A 26,913-nucleotide genomic window follows, 5' to 3' on the forward strand; every position below is an offset into this window, starting at 1 on the left:
CATTGCATGCAAGAAATTCTTGAACAACTCGAAAAAAAACGTGCCGCTGCGCGCCTCGGTGGCGGCGAAAAACGCATTGCCGCACAGCACGGCAAAGGCAAACTCACGGCGCGTGAACGTCTGGAACTGCTGCTCGACGAAGGCACGTTTGAAGAGTGGGACATGTTCGTCGAGCACCGTTGCACCGACTTCGGCATGGAAGGCCAAAAGATCCCCGGCGACGGCGTGGTCACCGGCTACGGCATGATCAACGGCCGCCTGGTGTTTGTCTTCAGCCAGGACTTCACGGTGTTTGGCGGCGCACTCTCTGAAGCGCATGCCGAGAAGATCTGCAAGGTGATGGACCAGGCCATGAAGGTGGGCGCGCCCGTCATTGGCTTGAACGATTCGGGCGGTGCCCGCATCCAGGAGGGCGTGGCCTCGCTCGGTGGTTATGCCGACGTGTTCCAGCGTAACGTGATGGCCAGCGGGGTGGTGCCGCAGATCAGCATGATCATGGGCCCGTGCGCGGGTGGCGCGGTGTATTCGCCCGCCATGACCGACTTCATCTTCATGGTCAAAGACAGCAGCTACATGTTTGTCACCGGGCCTGAAGTGGTGAAGACCGTCACGCACGAAGAAGTGACCGCTGAAGAACTGGGTGGCGCCATCACCCACACCACGCGCAGCGGCGTGGCCGACATGGCGTTCGAGAACGACGTCGAAGCGCTACTGATGTTGCGCCGCCTGTACAACTACCTGCCGCTCAACAACCGCGAAAAAGCCCCCGTGCGCCCCAGCAACGACCCGGCCGACCGCATGGACATGAGCTTGGACACTCTCGTGCCCGACAACCCGAACAAGCCCTACGACATGCGCGAGCTGATCGCCAAGACGGTAGACGACGCCGAGTTCTTTGAACTGCAACCAGAGTACGCGAAGAACATCTTGATCGGCTTTGCGCGCATGGAAGGGCAGACCGTGGGCATCGTCGCCAACCAGCCTTTGGTACTGGCCGGTTGCCTGGACATCAAGAGCAGCATCAAGGCCGCGCGTTTTGTGCGCTTCTGCGATGCGTTCAACATCCCGGTGATCACCTTTGTCGACGTGCCCGGCTTCATGCCCGGCACCAGCCAGGAGTACGGCGGCATCATCAAACATGGTGCCAAGCTGCTCTACGCGTATGCCGAGTGCACGGTGCCGAAGATCACCGTCATCACGCGCAAAGCCTATGGCGGTGCGTATGACGTGATGTCGTCCAAACATCTGCGCGGCGACGTCAACTTTGCCTGGCCACACGCCGAAATCGCTGTGATGGGCGCCAAGGGCGCGGTGGAAATCATCTTTCGCGAAGACAAGGGCGACCCGGCCAAACTTGCGGCCAAGGAAGCCGAATACAAAGCCCGTTTCGCCAACCCGTTTGTGGCCGGCGCACGCGGCTACATCGACGACGTGATCCTGCCCAGTGAAACCCGCAAACGCATCTGCCGCAGCCTGGTGATGCTGCGCGAGAAGAAGCTGGAAAACCCCTGGCGCAAACACGGCAACATTCCGCTTTAAGGATGCGCACGTGGCAACTCTGAGCACATGCCTGGATGCGTGGACGGCCGAAAGGTCTACTCGCGCGTATCGGCAAAATGCCCAAGGCGCATTGCCGGTGCGCTGGCTTGAGCTGCCTGCAGGGCGTGTGCGGGTGTGGGATAGCGGCGGTGACAAACCTTGCGTGCTGCTCGCGCCAGATGGCCCCAACGTGTTGGAGCATTACCAAACCCTGGTGGCATTGCTCGCGCCGCATCTGCGCGTCGTGGTGTTCGACATGCCGGGCTTTGGGTTCTCTGTTCCCAGTGCGGACTACAACCATTCGTTAGACCACGGCGCACAAGTGATGTTGGATGTCATGGACCGGCTCGGCGTGGGCCGCGCCACATTGGCCATGAGTTGCGCCAACGGTTTTTATGCCATGCGCGCAGCACAAAAGGCGCCCGAACGCGTGAACGGCTTGTTCTTGTCGCAAACCCCGTCGCTGGCCGCCATGCACCGTTGGACCGAGCGGGTGGTGCCATGGCCTATCACGGTGCCAGTTTTGGGGCAGTTGTTGGGATTGGCATTCAAGCAAAAAATGGCGAGCGGCTGGTACCGCGCCGCTCTACCCAAATGGGCCGACGCCGGCGCATTCCAACAAACCTCTCGCGAAGCCATGCGTTGCGGCGCGTGCTTTGGGTTGGCCGGCGTTGTACAAGGCCTGATGCGTGAATCTGCTCAGGCCGTGAAGGGTGTGGGCGTGGCTTGTACCGTGTTGTGGGGTAGCCTGGATCGATCGCACAAACACACCCATTCGCATGCCGTCCAACAAGACATGCCGCAAGCACAAGTCCAGTTGTTCGACGACTGCGGCCACTTTCCGGATTTGGAGCAACCGCAGCGTTTTGCCTCGCTGCTGTTGGCTCATGTGAAACCATGAATTTCAACTTGCATCAACCCCGCTCTGCTTCCGCTCCGGTGCGCTGGCTCATGCTGGCGTTGGGAAGTCTGTTGGTGTTGGACAGTGTGTATTTGGTGTCCGTCAACGTGACCCATGTGGGCGTGATGGTGCCCGCGTTTGTGGGCAGCGTGTTGTTGGGCTTGGCGCTCTTTGGCCGCCGGTGGCATGCGTGGCTACAGGCCAGCCCACAACGCTTCAAGTTTTGGAGGTGGGGCCAGCGGGCCGCTGTCGTTTGGCTGCTGAGCTTGGCTGCTTTTTTTGCGTGGCTCTTCAGCGTGTTGAACCACGACAGTGCGGCGCTTGAACCTCGTGCCATCGTGGTGTTGGGGTCAAGCACGCCGAACGCCAAACCTTCACCCACTTTGACGGAGCGCTTGAACCTAGCGCTGCGCATGGCGCATCAATACCCGCAGGCATTGGTGGTGGTCAGCGGTGGGCCAGACTTGGGGCAAACCAAATCCGAAGCGCTGGTGATGGGCGGCTATCTGCAGGCTGAAGGCTTGGCGCGAGAGCGGATCTTGCTGGAAGAGAAAAGCACCAGCACGCATGAAAACCTGATGTTTTCTGCCCGTGTGCTCGCAGAGCACGGTATGGATGCTGCGGCTCCGCTGTTGATTGTGACCAGCGATTTCCACACCATTCGCGCGGGCTGGATTGCCGAGAAGCTGGGGTTTAGCCAGGTGGCGACGGCGGGTGCGCCCACGCCGCTGTACATGCGCTACAACGCCTGGACTCGCGAGTATTTTGCGGTGTTGGCTGGCAAGCTTTTCAGAGAGTTTTAACGCCATGCCCAAAGCCAACACCTGTACTGAAGCCCGCGTGCTGACGGACATTCCGAACATCGGCGCATCCATCGCGCAAGACCTGCGTGGCTTGGGCATCAATACACCGGCCGACGTGAAGAAGATGGATCCGGTTAGCGTATATGAAGCGTTGCGCGGCCCCATGGGCGCGCGGCACGACCCTTGTGTGTTGGATACCTTTTTGGCCGCGCATGCCTTCATGAACGGTGGGCCTCGCCAGCCGTGGTGGGACTTCACGGCACAGCGTAAGAAGTTGCAGAACAAATAACGATAGGACAAGACATGTTTACGAAAATCCTGATTGCCAACCGTGGCGAAATCGCCTGCCGCGTCATCATCACCGCCAAGAAAATGGGCATTGCCACCGTGGCGGTGTATTCCGATGCGGACAAGGACGCGCGCCATGTCGAGCTGGCCGACGAGGCCGTGCACATTGGCCCCGCGCCCAGCCGCGAGAGTTATTTGCAGGCCGACAAAATCATTGCTGCGTGCAAGGCCACGGGGGCGCAAGCGGTGCACCCTGGTTACGGCTTTCTGAGCGAGAACGCTGCGTTTGCCAAGCGTGTGGAAGAAGAGGGCATCGTCTTCATCGGCCCCAAGCATTACTCGATTGCCGCCATGGGCGACAAGATCGAATCGAAGAAGCTGGCGGGCGCCGCTGGCGTGAACTGCATTCCCGGCGTGAACGATGCCATCGACACCGCTGAGCGCGCGGTGGAGATCGCCAAGGGCATTGGTTACCCGGTGATGATCAAGGCCAGCGCGGGCGGCGGCGGCAAGGGCTTGCGTGTGGCGTTCAACGATAAAGAAGCTTTCGAAGGTTTCACCTCGTGCCGCAACGAGGCGCGCAACAGCTTTGGCGACGACCGGGTGTTCATCGAGAAGTTTGTCGAAGAGCCGCGCCACATCGAGATCCAACTGCTGGGCGACGCGCACGGCAACGTGCTGTACCTGAACGAGCGCGAGTGCTCCATCCAGCGCCGCCACCAGAAGGTGATTGAAGAGGCCCCATCACCCTTCATCAGCGACGCGACGCGCAAAGCCATGGGTGAACAAGCCGTGGCACTGGCCAAGGCCGTGAAGTACCAAAGCGCGGGCACGGTGGAGTTTGTCGTCGGCAAAGACCAGAGCTTTTACTTCCTGGAAATGAACACCCGCCTGCAGGTGGAGCACCCGGTGACGGAGTGCATCACTGGCCTTGATTTGGTGGAACTGATGATTCGTGTGGCTGCAGGTGAAAAGCTGCCGTTGACGCAAGCCGAGGTGAAGCGCGACGGCTGGGCCATCGAATGCCGCATCAATGCCGAAGACCCGTTCCGTAACTTCTTGCCCAGCACCGGCCGGATGGTGCGTTTTCAGCCGCCGACGCAAACCATGTGGGCCTCAGACACGGCCGCGCTGCAAGGTGTGCGCGTCGACACGGGCGTGCAGGACGGCGGCGAGATTCCGATGTTTTACGACTCGATGATCGCCAAGCTTATCGTGCACGGGCGCGACCGCGCCGAGGCGATTGCGAAGATGCGCGAGGCCTTGAACGGCTTTGTGATCCGTGGGGTGAGCAGCAATATTCCGTTCCAGGCGGCGCTGCTGGCGCACCCCAAGTTTGTGGCCGGCGACTTCAACACCGGCTTCATTGCCGAGAACTACGCCGCTGGTTTTCACGCCGAAGATGTGCCGCACCCCAACCCCGATTTTCTGGTGGCGCTGGCCGCCTTTGTGCACCGCCGTTACCGCGGCCGTGCCACCGGCATCAGCGGCCAGATGGCCGGCCATGAAGTCGAAGTGGGCGAGGACTTTGTGGTGGTGGCGCTGGGCGCCGGTGGCAAGAATGTGCAGCACCCGGTGAAGGTCAGTGAGTTTGATGAAAAGTCGGGCGCGAGCACAGTGTTGGTGAACGGACATAGCTATCACTTCAGCAGCAAGGCGCGGCTCAGCGCCATACGCATTCAGGGCTTTTGTGACGAGCAACCCTTTACCGCGCAGATCGAGCGCGGCGGCAACAGTGGCACGGGTGCCGTGTTGCGCAATCCGCTGGCCATGCGTGTGGCGCACAACGGCACGCAACTCGATGCGCTGGTGTTGTCGCCCCGCATGGCCGAGTTGCAGGCGCTCATGCCCTACAAGGCGCCGCCGGACATGAGCCGTTTTGTGTTGTCGCCCATGCCTGGCTTGCTGGTAGACGTGGCGGTGCAGCCCGGCCAGAAGGTGCAGGCGGGTGAGCGCGTGGCGGTGATTGAAGCCATGAAGATGGAGAACGTGTTGTTCGCCACTGCCGATGGTGTGGTGGGTAAGGTGCTGGCGGCGAAAGGTGAATCCCTCAGCGTAGACCAGCCCATAGTCGAATTCGTTTAAATGCCGTCGTCCGCATTTGAACTTGAAGAAAGTGTTTGACCCAAGATGACCGTGACCGAATCTTTTGCAGAGAAGCCGCTCCAGTTTGTACGCCGTGTGCCCAAGGTTGCTCCAGAGGCTCCACAACGTTGGACTGTGGATGCCATTGAAGAGCTGCTGGCGCTGCCCTTCATGGAACTGATGTTCCGTGCGCAAACCGTGCACCGCGAACACTTCCCTGAAGGCGATGTGCAGTTGTCGACCTTGCTGTCGGTGAAGACCGGTGGCTGCCCGGAAGACTGCGGTTATTGCCCTCAGTCGGTGCATTACGACACGGGGGTGAAGGCCAGCAAGTTGATGGCGGTGGACGCCGTGGTGCAGGCCGCCACGGCAGCCAAGGCCGCAGGCGCCACGCGCTTTTGCATGGGCGCGGCTTGGCGCAGCCCGAAAGACCGTGACGTGGAAAACGTGGCGGAGCTGGTGCGCGCCGTGAAAGACCTCGGGATGGAAACCTGCGCCACGCTGGGCATGCTGGAAGACGGCCACGCCGAGCAGTTGCGCGACGCCGGGCTCGACTACTACAACCACAACCTCGACACCGCGCCCGACTTCTATGGCGACATCATCGACACGCGGGTCTACCAAGACCGGCTCGACACGTTGGAACGGGTGCGCGATGCGGGTGTGAAGGTGTGCAGCGGCGGCATTGTGGGCATGGGCGAAACGCGTGCGCAACGTGCTGGCCTGTTGGCGCAGTTGGCCAACCTGGAGCCCAGCTACCCTGAGTCGGTGCCGGTCAACAACCTGGTGCGGGTGGCCGGCACGCCGTTGGCCGATTCACCGCCGCTAGACCCGCTGGAGTTTGTGCGCGTGATTGCCGCAGCACGCATCACCATGCCGCTGGCGCGTGTGCGTTTGTCGGCTGGGCGCCAACAAATGGGCGAGGCGGTGCAGGCGCTGTGTTTCATGGCCGGGGCCAATTCGATTTTTTATGGAGACAAGTTGCTCGTCACCGGCAACCCCGATGTGACGGCCGACTTGGCGCTGATCGACAAGCTGGGCTTGAAGACTTCGCAAGGTGTGGCCACCAGCAAGATGGAAGGAGTGTGTGTATGACAACCCCCGCCCAAAGTTTGCAACGTCCTTTCAAGGTGCTGGGCATCCAGCAAATCGCCATCGGCGGGCCAGACAAAAAGCGCCTGCAGACACTGTGGGTCGACATGCTGGGCCTGGAAGTCACCGGCAACTTCGTCAGCGAACGTGAGAACGTGGACGAAGACATTTGCGCCATCGGCCGTGGCCCCTACAAGGTCGAAGTCGACTTGATGCAACCCATCGACCCCGAGAAGAAACCGGCCGTGCACACCACCCCGCTGAACCACGTGGGCCTGTGGATCGACAACCTGCCCGTGGCGGTGGAATGGCTCACCGCGCAGGGTGTGCGCTTCGCCCCCGGTGGCATACGCCCGGGCGCTGCGGGCTACGACATTTGTTTTCTGCACCCCAAGAGCAATGACCAATTTCCGATCGCCGGTGAAGGTGTGTTGATCGAGCTGGTGCAGGCGCCGCCCGAGGTGATTGCGGCGCTGGGGTAGAGCAGGGCTTTCGCCAGGCTCAGTGGCTGCGTCTGGCCAGCACCTCGTCGCGAGGCCCCGCATCGACCACGCGGCCCGCTTCCACGACCACGATGGTGTCAAACCGCACCAGCAGGCTGGGCCGGTGCACTGAGGCCACGATGCACGCTGAAGGGAAGGCGGCCACGATGCGGTCGAACACCTGACCCTCGGCCAATGGGTCCAATGCGCTGCTGGGCTCATCCAGCAACAACAGCGAGCTGCCGTGTGCCGCCAGCGCACCACGGGCCAGCGCGAGGCGCTGACGCTGGCCGCCCGACAAGTTGCTGCCGCGCTCGTTTAAGGCGCTGGCCAGGCCGTCGGGCATGCGTTGCAACACTTCGTCAAACACACCTGTGTGCACGGCAGACTGCAGTGCCGTTGCCTCGGCCGGCTCGCCAAAGGTGAGGTTTTCTTCCACGCTGGCCTCGAACACCTCGGCCTCTTGCGGGATCAGCGTGGCCAGGGTGCGCAGTTCGGCCCAGTCCATCGGGGTGCCGTCGCGCCGCAGTTCGCCTTGCTGCGGCTGGTACAGGCCGGCCAGCGTGCGCAGCAGCGTGCTTTTGCCGCCGCCGCTGGGGCCGATGAGCGCCACACGGGCGCCGCGCCGCAGCAACAGGTTGACGCCCTGCAGGCCGCCACGTGCGTCGTCGGCATAGCGCCAGGTGGCGCCGCGTAATTCCAGTGTTTGCCAGGGCGCGTTGGGCAATACCGCCGGAATGGCCACGTCGGGGTCGGCCGGGGCCTGCCAGATGGGCTCGGCGCTGCTGTAGTCGGTGTGCATGCGCGCAAAGCTCTGGAAGTTGGACGCCATCGCGCCCACCACCGAAGCGGCCTGCTGCGCGTATTGGTAGATCATGAACACCGTGCCCAACAGCACGGCTTGCCCGGGCTGGCGCGACTGCAGCACATAGACCACCACCAAAATCCATGTGAGCCCCATGCCCAGCAGGTCCACCGCAAACCACTTGCCCTCGTTGACCATCACGGCGCGGCGTAACGGCACCATCACCGCATCCATGCGGCGCCCTAGCAGCTTGCGCGAGGCGGCTTGCAGCCGCAGGCCGATCACCGTGCCGGCGTTGCCTACAAAGTCGAGCAGAGCGGCGGCGTAGCGGCGCTCGGCGTCGTTCTCGGCGCGGGCGAGCTGCATCAGGATGCGGTCAAAGCGCAGGATGATGATGGCGATGACCACATAACCCGTCACCGCGATCGCGCCGCTGGTGCGCGAGAGCAAGGCCAGCGCGACGATGGGCCCAACAAAATTGAACGCGCTTTGCAGGTAGCCGAATTGGTTTTGGGCGAAGTCGGACAGCGCGCGGCTGGCCTGCACCACGCGGTGCTGCAACTCGCCAGAATGCCGGCCGTCGCGCCAAGCCAAAGGTGCAGCGGCAATGCGCGCGTAGAGCTGGTCGGCCAGGCGCTCGCGCACCCGCACACCCACGTTGCGCTCCAGCACCCGGCCCGGGCCATGCAACAGCCACGACAGCAGATAGATGCCAATCAGGTAGACGATCCAGCGGCCCGCAGCGGCAAGGTTGTCTTGCTGCAGCGCGTTGATGGCTTGCGCTGCCAGCCACGGCATGGTGAGCCGCAACAGTTGCGCCGCCGACAGCAGCCCAGCCGCCCCAAGCAATTGACCACGCACACCGTGCGCATGGGCCCAAAGTGCACGATAGAGGTCGCGCGCTGCGCTGCCGAGGCCGATGGCGGGTGGGGCAGCGGGTGGGGTGGCGGATGGTGAACTGGAAGACGCAGGCTGAGGAGATGCTGAATCGGGCGCGGTCATGCGGTCGTCACTCCTTTGCGGTGTTGGGCGGTACCGTGAACGTTGGGGGAGTCTGTTTTACCAAATACCCGCACGCTAACACGACGATCGCGAAGGCTGGAACGCCATCAGACCACGGTCAGCGCGGGTCGGCAAAGAAGGCTTGCAGCGCGGGCGATAGGCCCACGGTTTCGCGCGGGCCGGGCGCGGCATAGCTGCCGGTGCGAGCCTTGATGGCGCGCTGCCGCACCAGTAGCTCGGTCTGGCGCACGGCGCAGCTCACGCCGTCGAGCACGGGCACATCGAGGTGTGGCTGCAAGCGTTGCGGCACTCCGGCCATCACCGCGCCGGTGAGCACGATGACTTCGGCACCGTCGCGTTCGATCAAGTCTCGCGCGGCGGCGATGGCTAGGGCATCGGCCTCGCTTTGGTCGCCAGCGGCGTAGGGCGCGCTGCTTTCCACAGCGCGCCATCCGGCGATGCGCGAGCTGAGGCCGTAACCCGCCACCAACTCCTGGTACACCGGCAACACGCGCTGGCCCCACACCAGCACACCGATGCGGCCACCCAACATGCAGGCGGTGAGCAATGCGGCTTCGGTGATGCCCACCACGGGAATCGGCAGCATCTCGCGCGCGGCACTCAGGGCCACGTCGTAGGACACGGCGATCACCACCGCATCACAACCCGCTGCATGGGTGGCCAGCAGGTCGACCGTGGCATGCGCGGCGATGGCCAGCTCGGTACGGGTGGCGATGATGCGCGCGCCAAAGTCGCCGGTGACGGGCACGATCTCGGTGCCGGCACTGGCCGCATCACGCGCTGCGGCGGCCACTTTGTCGGTGACGAAGCTGGAAGTGTTGGCGTTGAGGACGAGGATGCGCATGGGGTTTATTCAATCTAACGAAACGCTGATTCCAGCGAGAGTTCGGCCTCTTGCCGCGGCGCAAGATTCAGGCCCGCCTCGATGTGTTCCAGGTGGTGCAGCATCAGTTGGGCGGCGCGGTCGGCGTCGTGGGCTTCGATGGCGTCGATCAAGCGGTCGTGTTCGTCGGGCGCGCAACTGGGTGAGCCCGGCGCGTCGTACAAGATCATGCACAAGCAGGTCAGCGACTCCAGCTCGCGCAGCGTGCGCTCGAGCACGCCGTTGCCGGCAACCTCGGCCAGCAGCAGGTGGAACTCGCCGGTGAGCAACAGCAGCGCGGTGGCGTTGCCGCTGGCACGCGCTTTCGCCTCGCGCGCCACGTGGGTGCGCAGCGCGCTGATGTGCCGGGGCGTGGCTTTTTCAGCGGTGATGCGCACCAGGCCGGGCTCGATCAAGCGGCGTGCGGTGAACACATCGCGCGCTTCTTGTGGCGTGGGGCTGGCGATGAAGGCGCCCCGGTTGGGAATGTTGGTGGCAATGCGGTCGTGCACCAGGCGCACGGTGGCTTCGCGCACCTTGGTGCGGCTCACCTCGAAGATGCTGGCCAACTTGTCTTCGACCAACTGGGTGCCGGGCACCAGGCGGTGTTCGAGGATGGCCGTGCGGATGCGTTCGTAGATTTGATCGGTGCTGAGCGCGGGCGCAGCAGTCGTTTTTTGAACGCGGCGACGGGGTGGTTCAACGGCGGGGAGCATGGGCGTTAGAAGGGCATAAATTGCATACTATATCGGCAATGTATATGGGCAAGGCTTGACCTGCCAAAGTCTGGGGTCTGGTTTTTTCTGGCGTGAAGAACTGGCAAATTGCGATGCAGTTTTGGCGGAATGCCCCTGCGCACCAGCCCTGAGCCCTCTGCACCATCCGCGCTCACGCAGCCTGGTCATTTGCACCACAAGCATGCGCAACATTGCATGCAATCATGTGATTTATGGCATTCAATATGATTTTTTCTTGGCATGGAATCTGCTGGCATGGCATGTGTCGTGAGATTGCATACCAAGTGCGACATGACGAACGCCCCCAGCTCAGTGGCCGGTGGGCACTTTGTTCAATCCATCGGAATCCAGGCCATGACTTCACGCTCCCTCCTTTTGAAAACCCTGGCAAGCCTTTGCCTCAGCTTTGTCTTTGCGGCGCATGCCGACACGCTGGATGACGTGCGCCAGCGCGGCACCCTGACGGTGGGCGTCGAAGCCGGTGGCGCGGGCGCCATCATCTCGTCAGAGCCAGGCGGCAAGATCGTCGGCCAAGATGCCGATCTGAACGCGCTGATTGCGCAAAAGCTCGGCGTCAAACTCGAGATGGTGGAGACGCCTTGGCCCGGCATCATCCCGGCGCTGCTGAGCAAACGCTTCGACATGATCATGAGTGGCATGACAGCCACCAAGGCGCGTGCCGAGCGTGTGAATTTCTCCACCCCCTATGGCGATGCTTCGCTGGTGGCGGCCGCCACGGCGGGCAACGCCGCCATCAAGTCGCCGGACGACCTGGCGGGCAAAACCATTGGTGTACTGTTGGGCACCAACACGGTGGACTTTGCCAAGGGCTTCGCCGCCAAGATGGCCGCCAAGAACCTGGCCGCCCCCACGGTGAAGACCTATGACGACTTCCCATCGATGTTCGTCGAAATGACCAACAAGAACATCGACGCCGTGATGCTGCCGCGCCCCATCATGGGCGGCTACATGGTGCAAAAGCCAGGCGCGTTCAAGATCATCGATGGCCTGGGCGACAAGTCGTATTTCGGCGTGGCGATCCGCAAGGAAGACACCGCGCTGCTGGCCGCCGTCAACAAGATTTTGATGGACGCCAAGGCCGATGGCACCCTGGCTGCCGTGCAGAAGAAATGGCTGGGCGCACCCACCGCCGCGCTGCCTGACAGCTGGATGCAGCCATGAGCCAGAACCCTGCGAGCGCACTCGCCGCTGTCGCCTCCGTTGCCGCTGTCGTGCCCGGTGCGGCAAGGCCGATGGTGTCGGTGCGGCAACTCACCAAGCGTTATGGCGAACACGAGATCCTTAAGGGCATCAACCTCGATGTAGCGGCGAGCGAAGTGGTCACGCTCATCGGCCCCAGTGGTTCGGGCAAGAGCACGGTGCTGCGCTGCCTGAACTTTCTGGAGGCGCCCACTTCCGGCGAAGTGTTTGTTGATGGTGAGCGTTTGGGTTATGTGCAAGGCAAGGGCGGCAAGCTGCAGCGCCGCCCCGAGGCCGACATGAACCGCCAGCGTGCCGAGATCGGCATGGTGTTTCAGCAGTTCAACCTCTGGCCACACAAGACGGTGCTGCAAAACATCATCGAAGCGCCAATGCTGGTGCGCGGCACCAAGCGTGAAGCCGCAGTGGAAACCGCCCGCAAGCTGCTCGACCGTGTGGGCCTGCTGGCCAAGCAGGACGCCATGCCCATGACCTTGTCGGGCGGCCAGCAGCAGCGAGTGGCGATTGCGCGCTCGCTGGCCATGCAGCCCAAGGTGTTGTTGCTCGACGAGGTGACCTCGGCGCTGGACCCGGAAACCGTGCGCGACGTGCTTGACGTGATCAAGGGCCTGGCGCTTGACGGAATGACCATGGTGCTGGTCACGCACGAAATGTCGTTCGCCCGCGAAGTGGCCGACCGCGTGGTTTTCATGGACGAAGGTGTGGTGATGGAAGAGGCCCCGCCAGAACAGTTTTTCTCGGCCCCGCGCCACGAACGCGCGCAGGCTTTCTTATCCAGGGTGCTTTGACATGTTTGATCTTCAACTGATCCTCACCTACATGCCCGACCTGCTGCACGGCCTGTGGGTCACCGTGCTCTACACCTTGGGCGGGCTGGCTTTGGGCCTGGTGATTGGCGTGTGCGCGGCTGTGCTGGGCTTGTCGCGCCTGCGCTTCTTGCACTGGCTGGTGCGCGCGTATGTGGACTTCATTCGCGGCACGCCGCTGCTGCTGCAACTGTTCATTCTCTACTACGCATTGCCGCCGCTGGGGATCAAGATGTCGGCCGGTACGGCGGGCATTTTGGGCTTGGGCATCAATGCCGGCGCCTACCTGGCCGAGATCTTTCGCGCCGGCTTTGAGGCAGTGCCGCGCGCCCATGTGCAGGCCGCGCGCTCGCTGGGCATGAGCTACCGGCAAACGCTGTGGCGCATTGAATTACCGCAGGCCGCCACGCTGGTGCTGCCGCCGCTGGCCAACGAGATGATCAGCCTGGTCAAGTCCACCTCGTTGATCTCCACCATCTCCATCGCCGAGCTGCTGCGCTCGGGGCAGATTGCGGTGTCGGTCACGTTTGCGCCGCTGGAAATCTACACCGTGGTGGCGCTGTTCTACCTGGCCATCAACCTCAGCCTGTCGAACCTGGTGCGTTGGCTGGAGCAACGCAAGGGCTCGGGCGCCCGCTCTGAAGCGCGCCGCACTTTGATGGATGTGGGCGTATGACCGCGCCCGCAGTGAAGGCACTGAAGACACACGGCCGGTACGACGCGGCTTCTGCCACCGCGTCCCCCGGCGTCGCCTGGCCCGGCGGTAAACGCTTGGCGGTGTATGTGGCCGTGGGGGTGGAGGAATACGCCTTCGGCCACGGCAAGACCGAAGACCTGATGCCCGGCGTGGCCGCGCCCGACATGGTCAACACCAGTTGGCGCGACTACGGCAACCGGGTGGGCGCCATGCGTTTGCTGCAGCGGCTGGCGCGTTTTGGTGTTCCCCCCACGGTGCTGCTGAACACGGCGGTGTACGAGTCGGCTCCGCAACTCATTGCGCTGGCGCGCGAGCTGAAGGCTGAATTCATCGGCCACGGCATTGCCAACTCCGATTCGCTGGAGGGCATGGACCCGGCGCAAGAGCAAGCGTACTTAGCGCAGGTTTCGGCTCGCATTGCTGCGCAAGAAGGGCAAGCGCCGCTAGGCTGGTCAAGCCCGTGGCTCACACAAACGCCGCACACACTGGATTTGTTGGGCGAATGCGGCTACCGCTTTGTGATGGACATGCGGCTGGACGATGTGCCGGTGTGGCTCAACACCCGATCAGCGCCACTGCTGGCCATGCCCTATGCGCTGGAGCTGAATGACAGCACCTCCATCATCGGCCGCCAGGTGGGCGCGGCGGAGTTTGCCGACATGCTGATCGACGAGTTTGATGAACTGTTGGAGGCATCGCAAGAAAAGCCGCTGGTGATGAGCGTGGTGCTGCACTCGTTCATCTCGGGTGCGCCGTTTCGCTTGCGACAGCTGACGCGGTTCCTTGAACACATGCAGGCCCACAGCGAGGCGGTGTGGTTCACGCAGCCCGGCGCCATCTTCCAAGCGCTGCAGCCGAAGCTTGCTTAACTATGCACCGCTGCGCTGCGCAGCGCAGCGAGCGCATCACCCAGGCGGTAAGCTTGCAGATAGCGTGCCATTTCGTCGTAATGCGCGCCCAGGCGCTGACGCAACAGGGGCGCTGCTTCGGTGAACAGCTCCAGCGCTTCGGCGTCGTCTTCAGACAGCAGCATTTCCAGGCGGGTAATGGCGCGCTGGAAGGTGATGTCATCTGCCGTAGCAGGGTAGGGCGTCGTGTCATCTGCCGCGTGATGCGTGGCTTGTGGCAAGGGCGGCAGGGCGCGGGCGATGGCGGCCACCATCTGCTGCAGTTGATTGTCGAGCGGCTGCAGCAGTGTTTCCTCCAGCGTCTGGGCCGGGAGGCTGTTCTCTTCGCGCAGGGCGAGTTCGGTGGAGGCGGCAAGCGAGGCCAGCGCATCCGCACCGATGGTGGCGGCGGTGCTCTTCAGCGTGTGGATGGCCCGCTCCGCTTCGACCAGATGGCCTTCACGCAGCATGACCCGTGTGCGCTCTACCACCGCGCGCTGGCCCACAATGAATTTGCGCAACAGCGACTCGTAGATGTCGGGACGGTTCAGCACGCGGCGTTGGCCGGATGCCGCGTCGAGCTCGGGGATGCGCAGCAGGCGGGCCGTGATGGCGGCTTGGTCGTCTGGAGAACGTTCGGCCAGTGGCGCATCCAGCGGGGGCGCCACTGGCGCGCTGTAGTTGCTTTCGCTGCCCAAAGGCGCATACAGCGGGCGCGGGGTGGCGTCAGTCGCCATGTTTTTGACGGCGTTGGCGCCGAAGCGGTCTTCGGGCAACCAGCGCAGCAGTTGACCAAAAAAATCGTCGGGCTCAATGGGCTTGGCGATGTGGCTGTTCATGCCGGCGGCCAGGCAGCGCTCGCGGTCACCGCGCATGGTGTTGGCTGTCATGGCCAGCACCGGCAGGCGCGCCCAATTGGCGTTTTCGCGGATGCGGCGCGTGGCGGTCAGGCCGTCCATCACGGGCATCTGCATGTCCATCAACACCAGGTCGTAGGAGCCCTGCGCCAACTGGTTGAGTGCATCTTGCCCGTTGACGGCCACATCCACCTGCAGCGCAGCGGCCTCCAGCAGTTCGCGGCCGACTTGTTGGTTGAGTTCGTTGTCGTCTACCAGCAGAATGCGTGCGCCTCGGATACGTGAGATGTCCAGGCTGGTGATGCTGCCGGCTTGCATGGGGGTGGGCGATGTGGTGCCATGTGCGGCCCCGTAGGTGCCGTTGCCCGTGACGGCCCAGATGGTGTGCAGCAATTGCGTGGGGCGCACGGGTTTTGCAAGGCGCTGCGCGACGCTGGCGGGCGTGGTCTCGTGCGGATGCATGGTGAGCAGGATGGTGCGTGGCGGATGTGCCAGGCGGGCCAGTCCTGCGGCTGTTTGGGCGCCATCCAGGCCGGGCATTTTGCTGTCGACAAACGCCAGCATGAACGGCCGGCTTTGTCCTTCTGCGGCCTGGGCCTTGGCCAGTGCTTCAGTGCCGGTGGTAGCTTCGGTGACATCCACGCCCAACTGGTGCAGCATGGCTACCAATACCTGCCGCGCGGCGGCGCTGTCATCTGCCACCAGTGCGCGGCAGTCGCGCAAGCGTGTGGTCGGCTGTTGGGCGCTGCCCACGCTGGGTTTGCCCGGTGCGAGTTGTGCGGTAAACCAGAAGGTGCTGCCAGAGCCTTCGACACTGCTGAGGCCGACGTTTCCACCCATCAGCACCGCGAGTTTTTTGGCGATGGCCAGGCCCAGCCCGGTGCCGCCATATTTGCGGGTAGTGGACGTGTCGGCTTGCTGGAAAGACTGAAACAACCCGGTTTGTTGATCGGGACTCAAACCGATGCCGGTATCGCGCACTTCAAAGCGCACGGTGACGTTGTCGCTCTGGGTCTTGATGGCCAAGGCCCGCACCAGAATTTCACCTTGCTCGGTGAACTTGACCGCGTTGTTGGCGTAGTTGATGAGGATCTGGCCCAGGCGAAGCGGGTCACCGCGCAAATGGTCGGGCAAGGAGGGGTCGATGTCGAAAATCAGCTCCAGGCCTTTTTGCTGGCATTTCTCGCCAATCAGGTCGGCCACGTGGTCGAGCACGCTGCGCAGTTCGAAATCGATGACCTCCAACTGCAAGCGGTCCGCCTCGATTTTGCTGAAGTCGAGGATGTCGTTGATCAGCCCCAGCAGGTGTTGGCACGCCCGCTGGATTTTGCTGACGTAATCGCGCTGCTGCGGATTCAGTGCGGTCGACATGACCAGGTGGCTCATGCCGATGATGGCGTTCATGGGCGTGCGGATTTCGTGGCTCATGTTGGCCAGGAAGCTGGACTTCATGCGCGAGGCATCTTCGGCCTTGGCGCGCGCGAGCAGCAGTTCGGCTTCGTTGTCGCGCAGTGCTTCTACGGCGGTTTGCAGCGCATGGGTGCGTTCTTCTACGCGCGCTTCAAGCTGCTCTTCACTGCGCTTGAGTTGCTGCACCAGATGGTTTTGTGCCACGATGGCGCTGGCCTTGGCGGTTTCGCGTTTGCGAAATTCGCGCACCATGGCCCAGGCCAGCAAGACGGTCAAGATGGCCAGGAAGATCATCAACCCTGCGGTGCGCAGAATCTGAGTTCGCACGGCACGCGCGCGATCATCTGCCAGTGTGGAAGACACTTGCACCGAGAGCGTGGTGAGGTCGTGCACCGGGCCGCGGACATCGCCCAGCGCGGCGCGCAGCTCTTTCAGGTTGTTGCCGGCCTGCCCGAGGTGGGCAATCGGGGCCATGAGTTTGTCCCCTCGGTCGATCAACTGGTGCAGCAGGTCCACGGTGTCGTGGTAGGACGGCTCATCGTCCATCAGACGTTTGGGCGTGCCTTGTTCGACGGTGCCGATGCGGCTGACGAAGATGTCATAACGCAACTGCATGTCACCCAGGCGGTCGGCGGTGGGCTCGGTTTGAAAGTCTGCGAGCGCGCTGTCAAGGCGCTGGACTTCGATGTCGAGCTGCAAAAACGTCCATAGTGCGTTGACATCGCCCAGCCGCATGATGTCTTCGATGCTTTGCACCTGCCGGTACTGGATGAGCCCAATGGCGGCATAAACCAACAACAGCCCGGCCACAATGAAGCGCAGGAGATATTTGCTGATGGTCTGTCGCATGGGGCAGGCGGATTCCTGGCGTGGCGTGGGGCGGCGGGCTAGCGAACGGTGAGCGATTTCAGTTGCCAGGCCGAACGGTTGTAGTAAATCTCGGCGCGTAACTCGGGTGAGCTGTCAAACGGATAGACGATGAACAGTGGGCCTTTTTCGCGAACCGGCATGGGCTTCTCGTTCATCAGCCGGGCGACGATCACGTCGTAACGCACGGCGTCGTTCAGCGGAATGTCTGTCTTGTAGTCGTTCAGGGCTTCGGCCACGATCTTGCTGCCGTTGGCACCAGCGGCGCTCAGGATGTCGCGCAGCAACGGGCCAGTGAAGGTGACGGGCGTGGGATACCACGGCGTTTGCACGGTAAAGGTGCGCTGGGGGAGTTTTTCCAGCATCGCCATGTCAAACGTGGCGCGATCGCCCTGGTTGGGACTGCGCACGTCCCCTTGAATGGTGAGGATCACACGTCCGGTGGGTTTGTCCAGTGCCTGCGCCGTATGGGCAACAGTGAGCAGGCACAAGCCTGTGGCCACCGCGAGGGCTGTGCGCACAACAGGATGTAGAAAAGAGGCGAGGCTGTGCATGGTGGTCTTGGCTCCTGTAAACAATGGGGGACGGCAGCGGGGCCTCAGGGAGCGTGGTCCCCAAAGAAAAGAATGGGGTGCGCTCCGGTGGGCTGCTGTCTCGTAACTGTCATTGACACAAATTGTTGCATGCCACAATGTGTCAGAGGGTGGCGTGTCAAAAACGCACCACGAAAAACAACGAGAGGAGACAAGTACATGCGTGAAACGGATGGTCTTTCGCCTGGGCGGTGGTTAATGCGTCGACTGCGGCTGCAAGGCAAGTTCATGGTCTTGGCATTGGGCGTTTTAGTGCTGTTGGGTTGTGCCATATGGGGGTCAACTGCGATCGAAAACCAAGCCTGGATCCACGCGTTGCTCATGCTCGTCGCTGCCTTGATCTTGTACCTGCTGTGGTCTTTTTACGCAAGCTTCACGGCTGATTTTCGTGGTTTAAGCGCCGTCATGCGCGAGGCGACGCTAGGTAATTTGCGAGCCAATGCAACAGTGCGCGGCCGCGACGAGTTGGCCGATATGGCGCGCTCGCTCGACAACATGGTGCTCACCCTCTCGGGCATGGTGGCTGATATTCGCAGCAATGCCGCACTGGTGGCGCACGCCGGCAAAAGCCTGGCGGCGGGTAACCGCGATCTATCGGACCGTACCGAGCAACAAGCCGCCAACCTGGAACAGACCGCCGCCAGCGTCGAGCAACTGGCCTCTACCGTGCAGCAGAACGCCACCACGGCGGTATCGGCCGACCGGCGTGCCGATGAGGTGCGCCAGGCCGCAGAGGCCAGCGCGGGCGCGATGACCCGCGCAGTGGCCTCGGTGGAAGCCATTCAAGACAGCGCGCGGCGCATGGGCGAAATCGTCGGCGTGATTGACGGCATTGCGTTTCAGACCAACATCCTGGCGCTGAATGCTGCGGTGGAAGCCGCGCGGGCCGGGGAGCAAGGGCGCGGCTTTGCGGTGGTGGCGTCTGAGGTGCGCATGCTGGCGCAACGCTCGGGCGAGTCGGCGCGCGAAATCCGCGACCTGATCAAAACATCGGCTACCCAAGTGGAAACTGGCGCGGCGCTGATCCGCGCAGCGGGCGAGAATATCCACCACATGGCCACCGGCATTCGTGGCGTGGCGGCCAACATGAACGAGATTTCCACTTCAAGCGCAGAGCAAAGCTCAGGCCTGAGTGAGATCACTACAGCGGTGCGCCAACTCGACCAGATCACTCAGAGCAATGCGCAGATGGTGGAGCGTGCGGTAGAACAAGCAGTGCACCTGGAGGGGCGGGCTTCCACACTGTCGCAAGCGGTGGCCAAGTTCACTTTGCAGCAAGGTACGGCCGAAGAAGCGGTGGCCTTGGTGGAGCGTGCGCTGCGGCAGCGCGGTGCTACGTCGCGCGATGGTTTTTTGCAGCAGATCACCAAGCCCAACGGCGGCTTCCATGACCGGGACATGTACGTGTTTGCGCTTGACAGCGAGGGACGCTACCGCGCGTTTGGCGGCAACCCTGCGAAAGTCGGCACCCGGGTGCAAGATATTCCCGGGATTGACGGCAACCGCTTGCTCTCATCCATCGTGGAGCAATGCGAGCAGGAGCCGGGGTGGGTGGAGTACGACATTACCAACCCGGCGAGTGGTGCGGTGCAAACCAAGATGTCGTTTGTGGCCAAGGTGGACGATGTGTACCTGGGCTGCGGCGTGTACAAGACGCTGGCGGCACGGGCCGCCTAGCGCAAGTCTTTAAGCCCCGGCCCGGCGTGCTCGCGCACGTGCCATGGCTGCTTCAATGGCGGCACGTTTGGGGTCCGCGATGGCTGCCACTGGTTCCGGCGCTGCGGGAGCGGCAGCGGGCTGCGCTTCTGCCACGGCAGCTTGTATTGAAGGCGCCGCAGATGCTGCAGATGTTGCGGGAACCCGCACTCGCTCTGTTGATGGCTGGCGCTTCTGGTGCAGTGTGTAGCGTTGGCGGGCTTTCTCCGCTTCGGCTGCTGACCAGGCTGCCCAGCCGGTTAATGAGCCGGTGACGTTTTCCAGGCTGATGCAATCCACCGGGCACACCGGCAGGCACAACTCGCAGCCCGTGCAATGCGGCGCAATCACCGTGTGCATGAACTTGTTGCTGCCCAGAATGGCGTCGGTGGGGCAGGCTTTGATGCACAAGGTGCAGCCGATACACCAGTCTTCGTCAATCACCGCCAGTGTGCGTGGCTGCTCCAGCCCGTGCGTGGGGTCTAGCGGCAACACGGCGCGGCCAGTGATCTGCGCTAAACGCTCTACACCTTCGGCACCGCCGGGGGGGCATTGGTTGATGTTGGCCTCGCCCACGGCTACGGCTTGCGCGTAGGCGCTGCAGTCGGGGTAGCCGCAACGGGTGCATTGGGTTTGCGGCAGGGCTTGGTCAATACGCGCGGCCAGAGCCGACACTGAAGGTGCGGCAGATTCCAGCAGAAGCTCAGTCACACAGTCTCCGGCAGCTTAGGCCTTGGGCGTTTTGCGTGCGGCGCTTTTGGCGGATGCAGATGCGGTCGCGCGTGGGCTTGGTTTGGCAGCGGGCGTAGCGGCCTTGGGCTTTGCCGTTCGGCTGGGCTTGGCCGCCGATGCCTGGGCGCGCTCGGACGTTTCCAGCGGCAGCGCTTTTTGCCGCGGTGCGACGGCTGCGACGGCTTTTTCAGCGCTTGCAGATTTCGCCGCGCTGGTGCTGCGCTGTGTGGCTGCCGCCGCAGGCTTGGCTGCAGGTGCGGTTGCTGTTTTGGAGGAGTGTGCGAGGATGAAGTCTTTCACCGTCGGATACACAATTTCGCGCCAGCGGCGGCCGCTGAAAATACCGTAGTGGCCTGCACCTTTGACTTCAAAGTGCTGTTGTTGGTCGGCCGGGATTTGCGTGCACAGGTCGTGTGCGGCCTTGGTCTGGCCCGAGCCGGAAATGTCGTCCAATTCACCTTCGACGGTGAGCAGCGCGCAGTGGGTGATGTCTTGCGGGCGCACCAGTTCCAAGGCGCCATCAGGACTCTTCACCTGCCAGGTGCCGTTGACCAGCTTGAAGTCCTGGAAAACGGTGGCGATGGTTTCCAGGTAGTAGTCGGCGTCCATGTCGAGCACGGCGTTGTACTCGTCGTAGAACTTGCGGTGCACTTCAGCGCTGACGTCGTCGCCCTTGAGCAAGTCTTTGAAGTAGTCGTAGTGGCTCTTGGCGTGGTGCTCGGGGTTCATGGCCACGAAGCCGGTGTGCTGCAGGAAACCAGGGTACACGCGGCGGCCAGCGCCGGGAAAGCTGGCGGGTACGCGGTAGATCACATTGTTTTCAAACCACTCGTAGCTCTTGTTCATGGCCAGGTTGTTGACGGCAGTGGGCGACTTGCGCGCGTCGATCGGGCCGCCCATCATGGTCATCGACAACGGCAGTGTTTCGCCGCGCGAGGCCATCAACGACACGGCGGCCAGCACCGGCACCGTGGGCTGGCACACGCTGATGACGTGACAGTGGCCGTAAGCCGCCTGGATGTGGCGAATGAACTCTTGCACGTAGTTCACGTAGTCGTCGAGGTGGAACTCGCCTTCCGACAAGGGCACTAGGCGCGCGTTCTTCCAGTCGGTGATGTAGACCTTGTGGTCCTTCAACATGGACTTGACGGTGTCGCGCAGCAGCGTGGCGTAGTGGCCGGAGAGCGGCGCCACGATCAATACCGCTGGCTGGCCCTTGATCTTGGAGAGCGTTTGCACGTTATCGGTGAAACGCTTGAAGCGGCGCAACTCGCAAAACGGCTTGTCGATCTCTACACGTTCGTGAATGGCGACGTCTGTGCCGCCAACTTCAATGGTTTTCAGGCCGAACTCTGGTTTTTCGTAGTCTTTGCCCAGGCGGTAGAGCAGGTCGTACCCGGCGGAGATGCGGTTGGTCAGGCTGTTTTTGCCCAGTGGTGCAGCGGCACTGCTGTACAGCTTGGAGGCGGCCAGTGCAAAGTCTGCAAAGGGTTCCATCAGGGCGCGTTGGTTTTCGTAGATTTGGTACAGCATGGGGCGCTCGGGGCAGTGAAATGTTGCAGTGCAATATAGCAGTTGCAGATGATGTGCGTGATGTGGGTATCACCAAGATGGCGCACGGTGCATGGATTTTGTGCGTTATGCCCATGGCATTAAACAGTGTTAAATAGAATTTGTGCTATTTTGCGCAAATAGCCGGTTGAATGCAGCGCGGGGCCAAGCCCGATGCACCGTCTGCCGTCTTCCGCACCCATGCAACTGGTTGTTGCCTTGGGGTGATTTGTCGCCCCACGGAGCCCACTTGTATGCCGATTTCGACGTCAGTTTCTTCCATGCCTGCGGCTCTTTCCAGCAGCAGCGCCCAGTTTGATTTTTTGCAGCCATCGCCGCGTATGCCGGTGATGTTCATCGGCCACGGCAGCCCCATGAACGCCATCGAAGACAACCGTTTTCGGCGCAGTTGGGAGGCCCTGGGCAGCGCGTTTGGCGACAGCCTGCCGATGCCGCAACTGATTTTGTGCATCTCCGCGCACTGGATCACGCGTGGGTGGTGGCTCACCGGCATGGCCAAGCCGAAGACGATTCACGACTTTGGCGGCTTTCCACAAGCCTTGTTCGACCAGCAATACCCCGCGCCCGGCGCGCCGGGCGTAGCCGAGGTGCTGGCGGCGCAATTGACGGCCCCCGATACACGCGGCCGCCTGGGCGTGGATGCCAGTGAATGGGGTTTTGACCACGGCACCTGGTCCATCCTGCAGCCGATGTTTCCTGCCGCGAAGATTCCGGTGCTGCAGCTAAGCATGGACTACAACCGCCCGCCGATCGAGCACTTTCAACTCGGCCAGCAGCTGCGCGCGTTGCGCGAGCGTGGTGTGTTGATTGTGGGCAGCGGCAACATCGTGCACAACCTGCGCGCCATCATGCGGCACGCGGGCGACAACCAAACCTATGAGTGGAGCCAGGAGTTTGACCAAACGATAGCCGGCCAAATCCGGCAGGGCCAGCTAGAGGACTTGGCCGACTTTCAATCCTTGGGCCAAGTGGCGCGTATGGCCCACCCCACCTACGACCACTACTTGCCTTTGCTGTATGCGGCGGGTGCGGTGGATGCAGGTGAGACGCCGCGCTTTTTCAACGAAGCGTTTCAAGCGGGCTCGATTTCGATGCGTTCGGTGGTCTGGGGTTGAGGGCGTTTTGCTATCAATAGAGAAGCTGTTTGCGCTTGTCTGATAAGCGCAAACAGCTTGTTTTCCTTAAATTTCCGTAAATGCAAAAAAGGCCTGCCCAGGTTGCCCGGGCAGGCCTTTTTAGCTAGATGGGGAGACGATTAGCTCGTTTCCAGCACCTTGGCGATCGACGCACACACGTGGCCGATGTTCTTGCTGTTCAGCGCGGCCACACACATGCGGCCGGTGTCGGTGCCGTACACGCCAAACTCGGCGCGCAGGCGCACCATTTGGTCTTTGGTCAGGCCGGAGTAGCTGAACATGCCGATCTGGCTGGTGATGAAGCTCATGTCGCGTTGCACGCCGGCGGCCTTCAAGCCGTCGACCAGCGCCTGGCGCATTTGCTTGATGCGCACGCGCATCTCGCCCAGTTCCTTCTCCCACAGCGCGCGCAACTCGGGGTTGCCCAGCACGGCGGCCACCACCGCGCCACCGTGGATCGGTGGGTTGGAGTAGTTGGTGCGGATGGCGATCTTCAGTTGGCTCAACACGCGGGCGGTCTCATCCTTGTCGGCGCACAGCACCGACAGCGCACCCACGCGCTCGCCGTACAGGCTGAAGCTCTTGGAGAACGAGGTCGACACAAAGAACTGCAGGCCAGAGGCCACAAACTTGGCGATCACGGCGCCGTCTTCGGTGATGCCGTGGCCAAAGCCTTGGTAAGCCATGTCGAGGAAAGGCGTGAGGTTCTTCGCCTTGACGACGGCGATGACCTGATCCCACTGGTCGGCCGTGATGTCGTAGCCGGTGGGGTTATGGCAGCAGGCGTGCAGCACCACGATGGTGCCGGCTTCGCTGGCCGTCAGGCTGGCCAACATGCCGTCGAAGTTCACGCCGCGCTTGGCTGCGTCGTAGTAGGCGTAGTTTTCGACCACAAAACCGGCGTTGGTGAACAGCGCGCGGTGGTTTTCCCAGCTAGGGTCCGAAATCAGCACCTTGGCGTTGGGGTTGACTTTCTTCAGGAAGTCGGCGCCGACCTTCAGGCCGCCGGTGCCGCCCACGGCTTGCACGGTGGCCACGCGGCCAGAGGTCACGGGCTCGGAGTCAGCGCCGAACACCAGCGCCTTGACGGCGTTGTCGTATGCCACGATGCCGTCGATGGGCAGGTAGCCACGTGGCGTGGGCTTTTCCAGCATGGCCTTTTCAGCGGCGCGCACGCAATCCAGCAGGGGCAGCTTGCCGTTGTCGTCGAAGTACACGCCCACGCCCAAGTTGACTTTGTCTGGGTTGGTGTCAGCGGCAAATTGTTCGTTGAGTCCCAGAATCGGGTCGCGGGGCGCCATTTCGACGGCGGTGAACAAAGACATGAGGAGTCCTAAGCGGTTGGTCGTGTGAAGTGAAGAGGGCCGGCGCACGCAGGTGGTGCAAGCGGCCCGAAATTTTAGCCGAGGTGGTGCAACGCCTTCGGCTGGCCTTGATGGCAACGTTGGTAAAGCTCCTCTGTGGTGCTGCTGGCGCTATGCACTGAGTCGACGGGCCTGGGTTTACAGCGCTGCGGAGAGCAATGCCAGGCCAGAGAGCAGCAGCATCCCGTCCAGCAAGCGCTCGAACATTTTTGCGGGCAGCCGCAACACAAAGGCTTTGCCGACGAAGGTGCCCACGGTCAACGCGGCACCCACTAGCAAGCCCTTCAACACCAAGTCAAACGGCAACGCGCCCAGAGATGAAAACATCAGCGCCTTGCTCACATACAGCGCCAAGGCACTCGCGGCCTCGGTAGCGAGAAAGGCGCCTTTCACCAAACCATAAGCCGAGAACGCCGGCACGCTGAGCGGCCCGGTAGACAGCACCACGCCCGTCAAGTAGCCAATGACGGAACCGGCAAGCGCCAGTTGCCAAAGATTCAAGCGCCATTGGCGCCGTTGCAGAAAGTGGCGAGCGGGCACCACCAGCACAAAAAACAGCCCAAGTGCGATGTCTACCGCGTGCGCCGGCATGGCCCACAGTGTTCTGGCCCCGAGTGCCGCAGCCGGCGCACCCGGCAGCGCGTAGGCACAGACGGCGCGCCAGTCCACTTCGCGCCACCATGCCCACACACGCCCGGCGTTGCCCACCACCGCTGCCACCGCCATGATGGGCACCGCTTGTTTCGGCCCGAATGCGTGCACCAAGACCGGCAGCAACATCACCGAAGAACCGGTGCCAATCACCCCGCTGATCGCGCCCGCCGCCAAGCCCACGATGAGCACCAAAAAATATCCCGCCAGCATTTCGCCCCCTTTTGTTTCTATTGCAGCTTAGCGGGCTACATGTGCCATGCGCTTGAGTGCCACTGCCAGCCTTTTAACGCCCAGTTCAATTTGCTCCGGCGTTAGCGTCGAGTAGCCCAACACCAGCGCTGCCGGGCGACTGTTAGGCGCCGGTTGTGCCTGCGGCAGATAAAGCGGCGCGAGCGGGTAGACCAACACCTTTTCAGCGCGGGCCGCTGCGACCAGAGCCGCTTCGCGCGTGCTGTGCACTTGGTTGAACTGCACCACCAAGTGCAGACCGCTGGCCGCACCCAGCACCGTGACTTGGGTGAACAGATGCCGCTCCAATGCGGCCACCAAAGTGTCGCGCCGGGTTTGCTGCAGCCGCCGCACACGGCGCACGTGGCGCTCGTACGCGCCGCTCTCCAGCAACCGCGCCAGAGTGCGTTGCGGGTGGGAAGCCACGTGCCGGTCGATCAGCCGTTTGGCCGTGGCGAACGTGGCAGCCAGCGCCGGCGGCAAGACCATGTAGCCCAGGCGCAACTGCGGCGACAGGGTTTTGGAAAAGGTGCCCACGTAGATCACGCAGCCTTGGGTGTCGAGCGACTGCAGCGTGGCTTCGGGGCGCACGGCGTAGCGGTACTCGCTGTCGTAGTCGTCTTCCAAAATCCAGGCCTGCTGCCGGGCCGCCCACTGCAGCAACGCGTGGCGCCGCCCAACGGGCAAGAACGCGCCCAGCGGATACTGGTGTGTGGGCGTGACATAGACCAGCCGCGCTGCCGCAACGCTGGCAAGGTCATCGGTTTGCAAACCGTGTGCATCCACACCAATGCCTTGTAGGTGGGCGCCCAGCACCTCGAACGCGTGGTGGGCCATGCGGTAGCCGGGGTTCTCCACCACCACGGTGTCGCCCACGTCGACCAGTAAACGGGCGCACAGGTCGACGGCTTGCTGCGAGCCATTGACGATGATGAGTTGATCCACTTCGCACGTCAGCCCCCTGGCGCGTGCCAGATAGCTTTGCAGCGCACGGCGCAGGCCCGCGTCGCCGCGTGGGTCGTCGTATGCCAGCCGTGCCGGGCGCTCGTGTTCCACCTGGCGTGCGGCCTTGCGCCAGGCCAGCGTGGGGAAGTCGCGGCCAGACAGCGGGCCGTAAAGAAAGTCGATGTGGCTAGAGAGCGGCGCTTCTACAGGCGGCAGTGCCAAGTCAGCGATGCGGCCCCCCACGCTGGAGAGGCGGGGCGTAGCGCTTGGGCGGTGTGCGCGTGGCTTGGTTGCTTTGGCGGTTTGGGGTGCCTTCGCGCCAGAGGCAACCCGGCTGTGGGCCCCGGGCTGGGTTTCAATGAACCCCTCGGCAGCCAGTTGCTCATACACCGCCGACACGGTGGTACGCGAGAGGCCGCGTTCCGCGCTGCAAGCTCGGGTGGAGGGAAGGTGTGAGCCTGCGGCGTAGGTGCCGTCGAGGATGCACGCCTTGAATTCCTCATAGAGCGCGCGGCCACGGCCCCGAGTGGGAGGTGGTGGCTGGTGGGGCATCAGGGCAACTGGTCTGGTCATTTTTTTCAAAATTGGCGCTTTTCATCATGCCAGATCAAGCCGATTGTGGCGGCTCTTTG

At 62.6% G+C, this 26,913-nt stretch carries 23 protein-coding genes; 13 read left to right on the forward strand and 10 right to left on the reverse strand.

The features are described from left to right. Positions 1–6 precede the first annotated feature (6 nt). From ACPWMG_RS08975 to ACPWMG_RS09005, 7 genes are read left to right on the forward strand one after another with little or no spacing between them, the layout of a single operon-like run. Positions 7–1,539 carry an acyl-CoA carboxylase subunit beta gene (locus tag ACPWMG_RS08975; protein WP_483304296.1) on the forward strand — a complete coding sequence of 511 codons (1,533 nt, stop codon included), beginning with the start codon at positions 7–9 and terminating at the stop codon, positions 1,537–1,539. Positions 1,540–1,549: 10 nt separating this feature from the next. After that, positions 1,550–2,440 (forward strand): alpha/beta fold hydrolase, encoded by an 891-nt coding sequence (locus ACPWMG_RS08980; protein ID WP_483304297.1) that lies wholly within the window; start codon positions 1,550–1,552, stop codon positions 2,438–2,440. Between the two features lie 8 nt (positions 2,441–2,448). Then, positions 2,449–3,243, forward strand: a complete 795-nt coding sequence (locus ACPWMG_RS08985; RefSeq protein ID WP_483304298.1) for a YdcF family protein — start codon at positions 2,449–2,451, stop codon at positions 3,241–3,243. Between the two features lie 4 nt (positions 3,244–3,247). Beyond that, positions 3,248–3,532 (forward strand): helix-hairpin-helix domain-containing protein, encoded by a 285-nt coding sequence (locus ACPWMG_RS08990; protein ID WP_483304299.1) that lies wholly within the window; start codon positions 3,248–3,250, stop codon positions 3,530–3,532. 14 nt (positions 3,533–3,546) lie between these two features. Next, positions 3,547–5,616 (forward strand): acetyl-CoA carboxylase biotin carboxylase subunit, encoded by a 2,070-nt coding sequence (locus ACPWMG_RS08995; RefSeq protein WP_483304300.1) that lies wholly within the window; start codon positions 3,547–3,549, stop codon positions 5,614–5,616. Between the two features lie 51 nt (positions 5,617–5,667). Beyond that, complete coding sequence (gene bioB / locus ACPWMG_RS09000; RefSeq protein ID WP_483304301.1) at positions 5,668–6,711, forward strand: biotin synthase BioB; 1,044 nt, start codon at positions 5,668–5,670, stop codon at positions 6,709–6,711. Further along, positions 6,708–7,190 (forward strand): VOC family protein, encoded by a 483-nt coding sequence (locus ACPWMG_RS09005; protein WP_483304302.1) that lies wholly within the window; start codon positions 6,708–6,710, stop codon positions 7,188–7,190. The genes bioB and ACPWMG_RS09005 overlap by 4 nt, the downstream gene beginning before the upstream one ends. Before the next feature lie 19 nt (positions 7,191–7,209). Here the strand turns inward: ACPWMG_RS09005 and ACPWMG_RS09010 are convergent, their stop codons facing one another. The 3 genes from ACPWMG_RS09010 to ACPWMG_RS09020 form a co-directional block, all read right to left on the reverse strand. Further along, complete coding sequence (locus tag ACPWMG_RS09010; RefSeq protein ID WP_483304303.1) at positions 7,210–8,997, reverse strand: ATP-binding cassette domain-containing protein; 1,788 nt, start codon at positions 8,995–8,997, stop codon at positions 7,210–7,212. A gap of 118 nt (positions 8,998–9,115) precedes the next feature. Next, entirely contained in the window at positions 9,116–9,862 is a 747-nt protein-coding gene (locus ACPWMG_RS09015) for an aspartate/glutamate racemase family protein (RefSeq protein WP_483304304.1), read from the reverse strand. A 14-nt stretch (positions 9,863–9,876) separates the two neighbouring features. Further along, entirely contained in the window at positions 9,877–10,596 is a 720-nt protein-coding gene (locus ACPWMG_RS09020; RefSeq protein ID WP_483304305.1) for a GntR family transcriptional regulator, read from the reverse strand. 396 nt (positions 10,597–10,992) lie between these two features. On the opposite strand from ACPWMG_RS09020, the gene ACPWMG_RS09025 reads away from it, so the two are divergent. From ACPWMG_RS09025 to ACPWMG_RS09040, 4 genes are all read left to right on the forward strand, one after another. Continuing rightward, positions 10,993–11,799 carry a transporter substrate-binding domain-containing protein gene (locus tag ACPWMG_RS09025; protein WP_483304306.1) on the forward strand — a complete coding sequence of 269 codons (807 nt, stop codon included), beginning with the start codon at positions 10,993–10,995 and terminating at the stop codon, positions 11,797–11,799. Between the two features lie 71 nt (positions 11,800–11,870). Continuing rightward, a complete protein-coding gene (locus ACPWMG_RS09030; RefSeq protein ID WP_483305212.1) occupies positions 11,871–12,626 on the forward strand; it encodes an amino acid ABC transporter ATP-binding protein in 756 nt (251 codons plus the stop codon). Between the two features lies 1 nt (position 12,627). After that, positions 12,628–13,320, forward strand: coding sequence for an amino acid ABC transporter permease (locus ACPWMG_RS09035; protein WP_483304307.1), 693 nt, complete (start codon positions 12,628–12,630; stop codon positions 13,318–13,320). Then, on the forward strand, positions 13,317–14,210 hold the full coding sequence (locus ACPWMG_RS09040; protein ID WP_483304308.1) for a polysaccharide deacetylase family protein: 894 nt from the start codon (positions 13,317–13,319) through the stop codon (positions 14,208–14,210). The genes ACPWMG_RS09035 and ACPWMG_RS09040 overlap by 4 nt, the downstream gene beginning before the upstream one ends. Here the strand turns inward: ACPWMG_RS09040 and ACPWMG_RS09045 are convergent. Next, positions 14,207–17,344 carry a hybrid sensor histidine kinase/response regulator gene (locus ACPWMG_RS09045; protein WP_483304309.1) on the reverse strand — a complete coding sequence of 1,046 codons (3,138 nt, stop codon included), beginning with the start codon at positions 17,342–17,344 and terminating at the stop codon, positions 14,207–14,209. The two genes, ACPWMG_RS09040 and ACPWMG_RS09045, sit on opposite strands and share 4 nt — an antisense overlap. A 38-nt stretch (positions 17,345–17,382) precedes the next feature. Next, the gene (locus ACPWMG_RS09050; protein ID WP_483304310.1) at positions 17,383–17,883 is read right to left on the reverse strand and encodes a putative pterin-binding protein; all 501 of its coding nucleotides are present in this window, start codon (positions 17,881–17,883) and stop codon (positions 17,383–17,385) included. Positions 17,884–18,153: 270 nt separating this feature from the next. On the opposite strand from ACPWMG_RS09050, the gene ACPWMG_RS09055 reads away from it, so the two are divergent. After that, complete coding sequence (locus tag ACPWMG_RS09055; protein ID WP_483305213.1) at positions 18,154–19,632, forward strand: methyl-accepting chemotaxis protein; 1,479 nt, start codon at positions 18,154–18,156, stop codon at positions 19,630–19,632. Positions 19,633–19,641: 9 nt separating this feature from the next. On the opposite strand, the gene rsxB is transcribed toward ACPWMG_RS09055, so the two are convergent. Both rsxB and ACPWMG_RS09065 read right to left on the reverse strand, forming a co-directional pair. Beyond that, on the reverse strand, positions 19,642–20,361 hold the full coding sequence (gene rsxB / locus ACPWMG_RS09060; protein WP_483304311.1) for an electron transport complex subunit RsxB: 720 nt from the start codon (positions 20,359–20,361) through the stop codon (positions 19,642–19,644). Between the two features lie 15 nt (positions 20,362–20,376). Next, positions 20,377–21,915, reverse strand: a complete 1,539-nt coding sequence (locus ACPWMG_RS09065; RefSeq protein WP_483304312.1) for a polyhydroxyalkanoate depolymerase — start codon at positions 21,913–21,915, stop codon at positions 20,377–20,379. Between the two features lie 272 nt (positions 21,916–22,187). Between ACPWMG_RS09065 and ygiD the strand changes: the two genes are divergently transcribed. Beyond that, complete coding sequence (gene ygiD / locus ACPWMG_RS09070) at positions 22,188–23,069, forward strand: 4,5-DOPA-extradiol-dioxygenase (RefSeq protein ID WP_483304313.1); 882 nt, start codon at positions 22,188–22,190, stop codon at positions 23,067–23,069. Between the two features lie 140 nt (positions 23,070–23,209). Here ygiD and ACPWMG_RS09075 read toward each other — a convergent pair whose 3' ends face one another. From ACPWMG_RS09075 to pdxR, 3 genes are all read right to left on the reverse strand, one after another. Beyond that, on the reverse strand, positions 23,210–24,415 hold the full coding sequence (locus ACPWMG_RS09075) for an amino acid aminotransferase (RefSeq protein WP_483304314.1): 1,206 nt from the start codon (positions 24,413–24,415) through the stop codon (positions 23,210–23,212). A gap of 177 nt (positions 24,416–24,592) precedes the next feature. Next, positions 24,593–25,318: a sulfite exporter TauE/SafE family protein gene (locus ACPWMG_RS09080; protein WP_483304315.1), complete on the reverse strand. Its 726-nt coding sequence runs from the start codon at positions 25,316–25,318 to the stop codon at positions 24,593–24,595. Positions 25,319–25,345: 27 nt separating this feature from the next. Next, a complete protein-coding gene (gene pdxR, locus ACPWMG_RS09085; RefSeq protein ID WP_483304316.1) occupies positions 25,346–26,833 on the reverse strand; it encodes a MocR-like pyridoxine biosynthesis transcription factor PdxR in 1,488 nt (495 codons plus the stop codon). Between the last annotated feature and the right edge of the window lie 80 nt (positions 26,834–26,913).

The sequence above is a fragment of the Hydrophilobacter chitinilyticus genome (genome assembly GCF_049860745.1).
Lineage (GTDB): Bacteria > Pseudomonadota > Gammaproteobacteria > Burkholderiales > Burkholderiaceae_C > Rhodoferax_B.